The 7,861-nt window shown below is 66.7% G+C and carries 13 protein-coding genes; 2 read left to right on the top strand and 11 right to left on the bottom strand.

The window, feature by feature from the left end; genetic code table 11:
* The 6 genes from CCL05_RS29770 to CCL05_RS29745 form a co-directional block, all read right to left on the bottom strand.
* A partial coding sequence (locus CCL05_RS29770; protein ID WP_341868287.1) for a putative T7SS-secreted protein occupies window positions 1-517 on the bottom strand: 517 nt, incomplete at its 3' end.
* 161 nt (window positions 518-678) lie between these two features.
* Entirely contained in the window at window positions 679-1,656 is a 978-nt protein-coding gene (locus CCL05_RS29765) for an SUKH-3 domain-containing protein (RefSeq protein ID WP_086563761.1), read from the bottom strand.
* Window positions 1,640-2,131 carry a hypothetical protein gene (locus CCL05_RS29760; protein WP_086563760.1) on the bottom strand — a complete coding sequence of 164 codons (492 nt, stop codon included), beginning with the start codon at window positions 2,129-2,131 and terminating at the stop codon, window positions 1,640-1,642. The genes CCL05_RS29765 and CCL05_RS29760 overlap by 17 nt, the downstream gene beginning before the upstream one ends.
* A gap of 5 nt (window positions 2,132-2,136) precedes the next feature.
* The gene (locus CCL05_RS29755) at window positions 2,137-2,673 is read right to left on the bottom strand and encodes a barstar family protein (RefSeq protein ID WP_086563765.1); all 537 of its coding nucleotides are present in this window, start codon (window positions 2,671-2,673) and stop codon (window positions 2,137-2,139) included.
* 10 nt (window positions 2,674-2,683) lie between these two features.
* Window positions 2,684-2,998 carry a hypothetical protein gene (locus tag CCL05_RS29750; RefSeq protein ID WP_086563764.1) on the bottom strand — a complete coding sequence of 105 codons (315 nt, stop codon included), beginning with the start codon at window positions 2,996-2,998 and terminating at the stop codon, window positions 2,684-2,686.
* Window positions 2,999-3,176: 178 nt separating this feature from the next.
* On the bottom strand, window positions 3,177-3,773 hold the full coding sequence (locus tag CCL05_RS29745; RefSeq protein WP_086563759.1) for a TetR/AcrR family transcriptional regulator: 597 nt from the start codon (window positions 3,771-3,773) through the stop codon (window positions 3,177-3,179).
* A gap of 70 nt (window positions 3,774-3,843) precedes the next feature.
* Here CCL05_RS29745 and CCL05_RS29740 point away from each other — a divergent pair, with 70 nt between their 5' ends.
* Window positions 3,844-4,431 (top strand): dihydrofolate reductase family protein, encoded by a 588-nt coding sequence (locus CCL05_RS29740; RefSeq protein WP_086563758.1) that lies wholly within the window; start codon window positions 3,844-3,846, stop codon window positions 4,429-4,431.
* Here CCL05_RS29740 and CCL05_RS29735 read toward each other — a convergent pair.
* The 4 genes from CCL05_RS29735 to CCL05_RS29720 form a co-directional block, all read right to left on the bottom strand.
* Window positions 4,403-4,876, bottom strand: a complete 474-nt coding sequence (locus tag CCL05_RS29735; protein WP_086563756.1) for a hypothetical protein — start codon at window positions 4,874-4,876, stop codon at window positions 4,403-4,405. The genes CCL05_RS29740 and CCL05_RS29735 overlap by 29 nt on opposite strands.
* Window positions 4,877-4,887: 11 nt before the next feature.
* Window positions 4,888-5,313 carry an SMI1/KNR4 family protein gene (locus CCL05_RS29730; RefSeq protein ID WP_244204459.1) on the bottom strand — a complete coding sequence of 142 codons (426 nt, stop codon included), beginning with the start codon at window positions 5,311-5,313 and terminating at the stop codon, window positions 4,888-4,890.
* A gap of 34 nt (window positions 5,314-5,347) precedes the next feature.
* The gene (locus tag CCL05_RS29725; RefSeq protein ID WP_086563755.1) at window positions 5,348-5,845 is read right to left on the bottom strand and encodes an Imm26 family immunity protein; all 498 of its coding nucleotides are present in this window, start codon (window positions 5,843-5,845) and stop codon (window positions 5,348-5,350) included.
* A 212-nt stretch (window positions 5,846-6,057) separates the two neighbouring features.
* Window positions 6,058-6,705 (bottom strand): hypothetical protein, encoded by a 648-nt coding sequence (locus tag CCL05_RS29720; RefSeq protein WP_086563753.1) that lies wholly within the window; start codon window positions 6,703-6,705, stop codon window positions 6,058-6,060.
* Between the two features lie 91 nt (window positions 6,706-6,796).
* On the opposite strand from CCL05_RS29720, the gene CCL05_RS29715 reads away from it, so the two are divergent.
* The gene (locus CCL05_RS29715; RefSeq protein WP_158102509.1) at window positions 6,797-7,507 is read left to right on the top strand and encodes a hypothetical protein; all 711 of its coding nucleotides are present in this window, start codon (window positions 6,797-6,799) and stop codon (window positions 7,505-7,507) included.
* Here CCL05_RS29715 and CCL05_RS29710 read toward each other — a convergent pair.
* Window positions 7,461-7,861: hypothetical protein (locus CCL05_RS29710; RefSeq protein ID WP_341868286.1), on the bottom strand; the 401-nt coding region annotated here is incomplete at its 5' end. The genes CCL05_RS29715 and CCL05_RS29710 overlap by 47 nt on opposite strands.

The following is a 7,861-nucleotide window of genomic DNA, read 5'->3' as shown; positions in this document are numbered from 1 at the left end:
TGGCGTGCTGCACATCCCGGGTCGCGGCACGGACCTTCGCCTCGTCCGGCTTCTCGGCGTTCTTACTGCCGGTCGGGTCGTCCTTGTACTTGTCCGCCTCCTTGCCGGCCCGCGTCACCCACGAGTCGGCCGAGGTGAGACGGGACTGGGCCGAGGAGAGGTTGTCCCGCGCCTCACGTCCCTTGATCAGCGCCTTGTCCGCAAGCGACTGCGCCCGCTCCAGCTTCGGCCAGAAGTCCGCCAGCGCGTCCCCGCACATCTCGTAGGACTTCTTCAGCTTCTTGAGGTTCTTCGGGACGTCGGCGAAGTCCTCCTTGAACACATCCGCCGACTTGCCCGCCCACTCAAGCAGCGTCCCCTCCCCCGCCATGCCCTTGACCAGACGCAGCGCCTCGGAGACGTCATCGGCGAAGTCGTGAAGATGCTTCGCAAGCGTGCGCACCCGCTGCGGATCACCAGGCGTCGGATCCTTGTCCAAGTCCAGGACATGCCAGTCCGCAGGCCTGTGCCCCGCCATACCGCAACCCCCGTCACGCGAACATCTACCTCAACAACCGTATGCACACGTGAACTTACAGGCCACAGCCGTTCGACGAAAAGATCGGCATCGACCGGCCATCAGCCGGCGGTGATCGCGGACCCCCGCTGATCGGTTCGGCAGCGAGCAGCAGCCGGGCGTCACATAGCTGTCGGCCGGATCCTGCTGGTGAGCTTCTGCAAGGCCTCGTCGGGTGTCGGGGCGAGCAGCCAGACGCTGTCCATGCCGGCGTAGACCGAGCCGTCCTCCGCCATGGCCAGGTGCTGGTTCCCGCGGTCGCGCATGCCGATGGGGTACAGATCGACGCCCGCCTGCTCGGCGAGGTCGTCGATGATCTCCGCGTCCCAGATGGCGAGCAGCGGGTCCAGTGAGAACTCCATCCACGGCATCGAGTCCCACGGCTCACGGTAGGACACGCCCACGGAGCCGAACTCCGCCAGGAAACGCCGTGCCGCGTCGTGGATCTCGAACTCGCCGGTCTGCAGAAGGATGCTCTCCCAGGTCTGCGTGGGAACCGACCGGCCCGGGAACCAGCCGCCGGCCCGCAGCACCCGGTCCGCCTCCTCGGACCAGCGCAGCCCGGCGCCTTGGCCGGTCTCCACGGTGTGCAGTCGACGCCAGAACGCGTGCTCGTCCGCTGGTACCCCTGGCGTCCAGAGGGCAGACCGGGCCGTCTGCACCTCGACCAGGCGGTCCAGCGCCCGGTCGGTGGTCTCGGCCAGCTGTTCCACGCGGTCCCTTACCAGGTGGAGTGCCCCGTCCTTGGTGATACCGAGGAAGCTGGCACCTTGGTCGGCCGTGCCAACGGGATAGAGGGACGCCCCCGCTTCCCGGCTCGCCCACGCGAACCGCTCGCTCTGCCAACCGGCCTTCAGGGGATCGAAACGGATTGCCGACGACGTGGTGATCGTGTCGGCGGGCCAGCCGTACGTCACCAGAGCCCCGAATTCGGAGAGGAACCGGCGCGCGGCTTCATGGGCCACGAAGGACCCGCGCTCACGCAGGACCGACTCCCAGGTGTCGGTCGGCACGGAACGGCCGGGCCACCAGCCCGCGCGCCGCAGCACTTCATCGGTCTGTGCGGACCAACCACGTGCCTGATCAGCACGCACTTGCATCACCCTCGCGCAGGACGACAACGAGCTGCACGGGTGCTTCGGTGTCGTCGTGCTTGACCCCTGCCAGAAGGACCTTGCCGGAGACCCTCCAGGCGGTGTGGTCGATGAAGTCCGCCCCGCCCGTCAGTTCCTCGTCGGACATTTCGAGGCGAGTACCGAGCGCTCCGGACTCAAGCCGCGAAACGACTGCCGGGAGTTCGGCGACAGCGGTGTCGTACAGCTCGTCCAGGTACGTGTCCGGGTCGGGCCATTCGTCGGCGACCTCGCGAAACCAGAGGGTGAACTCCACCTCCACCGGCCCGTCGCCCTGGATCCAGGCGCCGGCGCCGTCCCGCCTCCACGTGGTCGCCCATTCCTTTGCCGGATTCCTGCGCTCGCCTTCCCAGCCCGATGCGGCGAGAACCGCTTCCACGGCCTGACCAGTGAGTCTGTCGAGGTCAGACAGCCGACTCAGCTCTTCAGTTACGTCAACCATTTATGTCAACGCCATTTCTCAGGATTGAGCCTGGCAGCGACGAACGTTTCCCCGGTGGTGACAGCCAGGTCGTTTTGATCAATCTGCCGCACCACCTTCTCGCGATCGAATTCGTGGAACTCGAACACGAAGCGTTCGACGATCGCTGGCCGGTCCAGGGGGAAGCCATCAAGGTCGACCGACGAGTTCGCACGGTCGGCACCCTGACAGAGGACCGACACGAAGAGGGGGAAGTGTTCCGCTTCCAGGAGTCGATCCGCGTCGCTAATTAGCCCTACGACCCCGACTCCGCCGGTGACCTCAGCGCACAGATCGTCCAGGCAGTCCACCAAGGCGTCCCAGTTCCTGCCGAAGTACCCGGGGAATCGCAGAACCTCAGCGAACGAACGGTAGATCCCGTCCTCGGTCATCAGGTCACGGGAGTCGAAGCGGTGGACGCGTCCTCCCTTCGCTTCCAGCCGTGACAGCTGCTGCTGGATCTCGGCCTCTCCATAGGGAACCAATACGACCCAGGGCTCCGAGGTTCTGCTGATGTGAAGCATGGGCCGCATCTCAATCCTTGATCGTCCAGACGGGCGAGCCCGGTTCAGGAGCTGGGCGCACTTTAAAGGCAGAGAAGTCGATGGACTCATCGTCGCCCTCGCCGCCGGTCGGCAGTCGGCCCGCCTCGTCCGGGTAGTAGTACAGGCCATAAGCCCAGTACTCCGGAAACTCATGGCACATGAGGTCCGGGTAGGGAGAAATGTCGACGTTCCGATACCGATCGTTGATCCTCGCCACGGCCTCGGCACGGGAGATACCGAACCTCGACACCATTTCGTTCGCGATGTCTCGGAAGTATTCGAGCATGCCCTCGTCAAGGCGCATAAGAAAAGTTTTGTCGAGCCGCGAGTCCAAGTCCAAGACATGCCAGTCAGCAGGCCTGCGCCTCGCCATATCGCCCCCGGTCACGCCACACCAACGTCAACAACCGTATGCACACGTGAACTTACAGGGCACAACCATTCGAGGTAAACGTGAGCTCCCGCATCACGAACGGTGCCTGTCAGCCTGGATGGGGATGGCTCGTCGTCAGTCGTTCCACCGCGGTCGCCACAAGTCGTTCCCGCTCGGCCTCCGAGAGCACGTCCGGGAGAGTGAGCTGCTCGACGATCAGCCAGTTGAGCGTCAGATACAGCAACTGGACCGCAGTGGCGTCGCCGGGCAGGCCGGATTCCTCGTGGTAGGCCACGTTGGCCCCGAGGTCGGCACGCACCTGTTCGGTCAGAACCGCCCGGAGCTGTGGCCGCCGGGTGGCCTCCAGGCGCAGTTCGAGAAGTGCGAGGTAGCCCGTCCGGAAGTCGCTGATCCGGCCGACCAGTTCGCGCATCAGGGCCGCGTAGGTCTCCCGGTCCCCCGCCCGCGTGCTCGCCCGCTGCCGGGCGATGGTCGCCTCGTCGGGCTGGAGCCGCTCGTAGACGCGGGCGCCGGCCTGGGTGAGCAGGTCGTCGCGGTTGGCGAAGTAGTTGGAGGCCGTGCCGGCGGGCACACCGGCCTCGGCGTCCACCGCCCGGAAGGTCAGACCGCGCGCGCCTTCCCTGGCCAGGACCTCGATGGCGCCGTCTACGAGGGACGCCCTTCGTTCGTCATTTCTGCGCGCCATTGACACCACTCCAGACGTAGTACTACGTTCACAGCACTACAGGCAGAGTACTACGAATGGAGTTGCATCGATGCGAGAGCTCGTCTACTACGTCGCCGTCTCCCTCGACGGCCGGATCGCCGGCCCCGGTGGAGAGTTCGACTTCTATCCGGCAGGCGACGATGAGCAGGCAGCCGCCTACAGCGCCTGGATGAATGAGCGCTATCCCGAGACCGTCCCCACCGCACTGCGCGCCGCGCACGGCTTAGCCGATACGCCCAACCTCCACTTCGACACCGTGCTGATGGGGCTGGGCACCTACCGCGCCGTGCTGGACGCGGGCATCACCAGCCCGTACGCACACCTGCGTCAGTACGTGGTGTCGAGCACGCTCGGGGCCGGCCCCGACCCGGAGGTGACGGTGGTCGACGACAACCCGCTCGACCTGGTCCGCAAGCTCAAGGCGGAAGAAGGGAAGGACATCTGGCTGTGCGGAGGCGGTCGGCTCGCGGGTTCTCTGTTGCCCGAGATCGACAGACTGATCATCAAGAGCTACCCGGTGGTGGCCGGGGCAGGTATCCCGGCGTTCGACGGGGCGTTCGACCCCACGCTCTTCACCGTGACGGAACGCCGGTCGTTCGCCAATGACGTCACGGCCACCTGGTTCGCTCGGCGGTAGCCCGCCATGCCTCCCTGACGGCGTCCGCGGACCGCAGCCACCAGCCCTCCAGCGTGTTCCGCACCGTCGCGCGCACCCACCGCCACTTGAACCACGGCGGCAGCTTGCGGAACGGCACGAAGGTCAGCGTGTCGTTGATGGCGTCCTGGGCCAGGCCCTTGGGCCCCTCCACGCGCAGCACCGCGTACAGCTCCGGCGTGAGCTCCCGGTTGAGTCGCGCTGCGGTACCCGCGGCGGTGAAGGCGTACCCCCGCTGCTCGGGGTGCGGCAACTGCGTCGCCCTCACGATCCGAGGCGAGGCCTCCTCCAGCGAACACTGGAGCGCCAAGCCGATTGCCGCTGTACCGAGATTACGCTCCCCGCGCTCCCACGCGGCATCCCACTCAGCGGGGTCGTCGATGCCCAGCAGGCCCTTGCCGCTTTCCCAGTCACGATCCGACGCCATGAGCAGTATCCCTACCGATACCAATCCTCGCCGTCGCTCTCCAACGCACTGCGCACATAGCGCTCCAGGCTCGGTGCCACGAGGGTTCTGCTGTCCGTCTCGTGGTCCCAGACGAACACCTCGTTGCGCTCGGGTCGCCGGACGAAGGCGAACTGGTCTCCCCCGCCGTTGTCTCCGAAGAACATGAGCGAATCGAACTCCATGTACAGGGACTTGTACTGTTCGTCGTTGCGAAACGAGCGATTGTCGCCGAGGATCCGCTCGGCAGACCAGATGACGTCGGTGCCGTATGCGTCGGTCAGCCCATCGCTCTCCAGAAGAAAGGAGCGGAGGTCATCTGGGAGCCGCTGGCCAAGGACCGATTCGATGCGGTCGAGGGTGCCGGGATCACGGAGTTCCGCCGAGGGGAACGCTTGGACGAGCTCGCGCCAGATCACATTTACTCCGATTCGGTGCCGTCAGCGTCGGTTGCTATGCCTTTGGTGATGGCGCCGGTGCGAGCCGACCGGCCAGGGCGTCGTCCACCTGACTCTCGAGCAGGGCGAAATTAGCCAGGGCGAAGATACCGCAGGGTTCGGTTCGACCAGCGATCACCTTGTCGTTCTCGTCGGCGTAGGCACTGCGGGCGGGATCGAAGAAACAGTGCTGAGCCAGCAGGTCAGCCGGCTTGAGCACTTCGTGCTCGACAGTCCTGAAGTAGCCCTTGGCCCAGGGCCAGGGCGCCGCGAAGAACGGCGGCAACAGCAACCGGTCTGGCGTCAGCGTCAGCACCGGCGGGTCCGGCTTCTCGACCTCGGCAGGGACGTCATACACGTAGGCGAGGAGCCCTCCGGGAAACCGGCCCTCCGGTCCACTCTGCCCAGTCTTCACGACTCGACCAAAACGCAAACCGTGCCCCTCCGGCTGCAGCACGAAGATGTCACCCGGCTGGTGTTGACGCCGCTGGCCCTTCATCCTGATCAGCGGCATGCGCCCCCCTTTCTGGGCCGACGTACACCGCCGAAGCACTCACCCATCACCATCGTCCGGAGCCTCGGCCCGCAGTCCCCGCTGGCAGATGACTCGTCGCAGTCCTCGAACACGCGCTGCCACCCATCCAGCGTGTCGGTCTTCTGCGAGGTGATCACCAGGCGCACAGCGGCCGCTCTCCTGCTCAAGGAATCGGCATGCCGGGAGGGAGGTCAGCCCGTGAACCGGAACGTCGACGTGATCGCGTCGAAGATGTCGAAGAAGGAGTCCGCGAGGTCGAGGACCTGGCTGCTGCCGGCGACCAGGGCCACCTTGCCCTCCTGGCCCGGCACGGGGATGTACGTCTGCATCAGCACAGCGCGGATCGTGCGGCCCAGCGCGTCGCCGGGTACGGCGATGTCCTCGATGCCGAACGTCCGCGCGGCCGGGCCGACGCCGGGGATGTCGACGGTCGTCACCTTCCGCCAGGAGTCTCCCTCCCGCTTGGCCTCCTTGACGGCGAGCTGGCTCGCGATCACGGCCGGGTCGTTCGACAGCGGCTCACCGCGCTCGTTGCGGCCGCCCACCAGGGAGACGGTCACCGAGCCCGTGATCGGCGTGTCCCCGCCGAAGCTCTCCGCCATGCAGCCGCAGTACAGCGCGCCCGACTTCCAGGCGTCCGCCGCGGCCTTCTTGAGGAAGTCGACGTACGTGTCGCGGTACTGCTCCAACTCCGGCCGCTGCCGCACCCGTTCGGTCACCATCCGCCGGATCGAGTCGTCCCGCGACTCCGGCCGTACGTCGAACTCCCACCACGACTCCGGCACCTTGATCCGGAACCCGCCCCTCTCGACGGTCAGTGCCTCCATGTAGCGGGCCATGACGCCGGCCTCCCCGTTCGCTCGATCACTCGTGCGCACATCGTCCCATCGCACGAGGGAGGGATGCGACAAGATCAGCGGCATGAGACGGATGAGACAGCGAACGGCCCTGGACCTGGGCCTGGCAGGTGCGGAGATCGAGCAGCGGAGAGGGCGGTGGTCCGCGGGTGGGGTCCAGGTGTCTCCCGTGCTGTGGGCCGACGACCGCACACACTTGGCGGTGCGGTTCGGTTCGGCCGGCCAGGCCGTCCAGCTGACCGCAGAGGTGCACCACAGCGGCTGGGCGCACCTGCATGTCGTCTCACAGTCCGAGGCCGTGCGGGAAACTCGGCGGGTCGGGTCCGTCGAGGCGTTCCTCGCGTTCCTCGACGATGTCGTCGCCCGGACCGCGCGGGTCAGTCTGCAATCCGCCCAACTCCTCGCCACCACGTGCACCACCGGCTGGCTGGACTGGATCCACGGGGAACTCTGGCTGCTCCCCCACCACCTGGTCCGCATCCGCGGCGGCCTGCTGGCCACCATGGTGACCGGGTTCAACGGACCCGAGCTGGCCGCACCCGACACCCACCGGACCCTTGCCTACGACCCCGACGCCATCCGCTCCGACCACCGCACCAACAAGGTGCTTCCACTCGCCGAGATCGCACAGGCCCGGCTCCACGGCGGCCTGACCACCTCCGGCATCACCCTGCGCATGGCCGACGGGGCCCGTCACAAACTGCTGTGGATGTCCACCGAGCCCGCGCGCCGCGTCCTCAGTGACCGGCTTGTGCCGCTCCTGGGTCCTCGGCTGACTCACTGAGTTCCTCCAGCGTCCAGAAGGGCGAGCCCTTCGGCGGGGCAGGGCGCACGGAGAGCGTGCCGTAGTCGATGTCCGCGTCCAGGACCGGGTCACCGACGGGGAGCCGGCCCCGGTGATCCGGACGGTAGTACGCCCCGAACGCCCAGTACTCGGCCACCTCGTGACCCATGATCCACACGCCGTCCTGTGTCCCGTACGTCGCGTTGACCCTGGCGACCGCCTCCGCCCGGGAGATACCACAGCGTTCCACGAGTACGTCCACCATCTCGCGGTAGTACGCGAGCATCTCCTCATCGAGGGGAATCACGAACTCGGTGCCCGTTGTGCCGGCCGCGGGGCATGCCCCGTACTCCA

It is taken from the genome of Streptomyces africanus (assembly GCF_002150735.1).
GTDB lineage: Bacteria > Actinomycetota > Actinomycetes > Streptomycetales > Streptomycetaceae > Streptomyces > Streptomyces africanus.
Note: the sequence above shows the minus strand (reverse complement) of the source record. Positions and strands in the feature narration are given on the sequence as shown.

What these genes read in the sequence shown, in the direction of transcription:
- CCL05_RS29735 (WP_086563756.1), bottom strand. Translation starts at nt 4,876, where the DNA reads ATGGCGTCGGATCGTGACTGGGAAAGCGGCAAGGGCCTGCTGGGCATC.
- CCL05_RS29750 (WP_086563764.1), bottom strand. Translation starts at nt 2,998, where the DNA reads ATGCGCCTTGACGAGGGCATGCTCGAATACTTCCGAGACATCGCGAAC.
- CCL05_RS29720 (WP_086563753.1), bottom strand. Translation starts at nt 6,705, where the DNA reads ATGGCCCGCTACATGGAGGCACTGACCGTCGAGAGGGGCGGGTTCCGG.
- CCL05_RS29765 (WP_086563761.1), bottom strand. Translation starts at nt 1,656, where the DNA reads ATGCAAGTGCGTGCTGATCAGGCACGTGGTTGGTCCGCACAGACCGAT.
- CCL05_RS29755 (WP_086563765.1), bottom strand. Translation starts at nt 2,673, where the DNA reads ATGCTTCACATCAGCAGAACCTCGGAGCCCTGGGTCGTATTGGTTCCC.
- CCL05_RS29760 (WP_086563760.1), bottom strand. Translation starts at nt 2,131, where the DNA reads ATGGTTGACGTAACTGAAGAGCTGAGTCGGCTGTCTGACCTCGACAGA.
- CCL05_RS29745 (WP_086563759.1), bottom strand. Translation starts at nt 3,773, where the DNA reads ATGGCGCGCAGAAATGACGAACGAAGGGCGTCCCTCGTAGACGGCGCC.
- CCL05_RS29715 (WP_158102509.1), top strand. Translation starts at nt 6,797, where the DNA reads ATGAGACAGCGAACGGCCCTGGACCTGGGCCTGGCAGGTGCGGAGATC.
- CCL05_RS29740 (WP_086563758.1), top strand. Translation starts at nt 3,844, where the DNA reads ATGCGAGAGCTCGTCTACTACGTCGCCGTCTCCCTCGACGGCCGGATC.
- CCL05_RS29725 (WP_086563755.1), bottom strand. Translation starts at nt 5,845, where the DNA reads ATGCCGCTGATCAGGATGAAGGGCCAGCGGCGTCAACACCAGCCGGGT.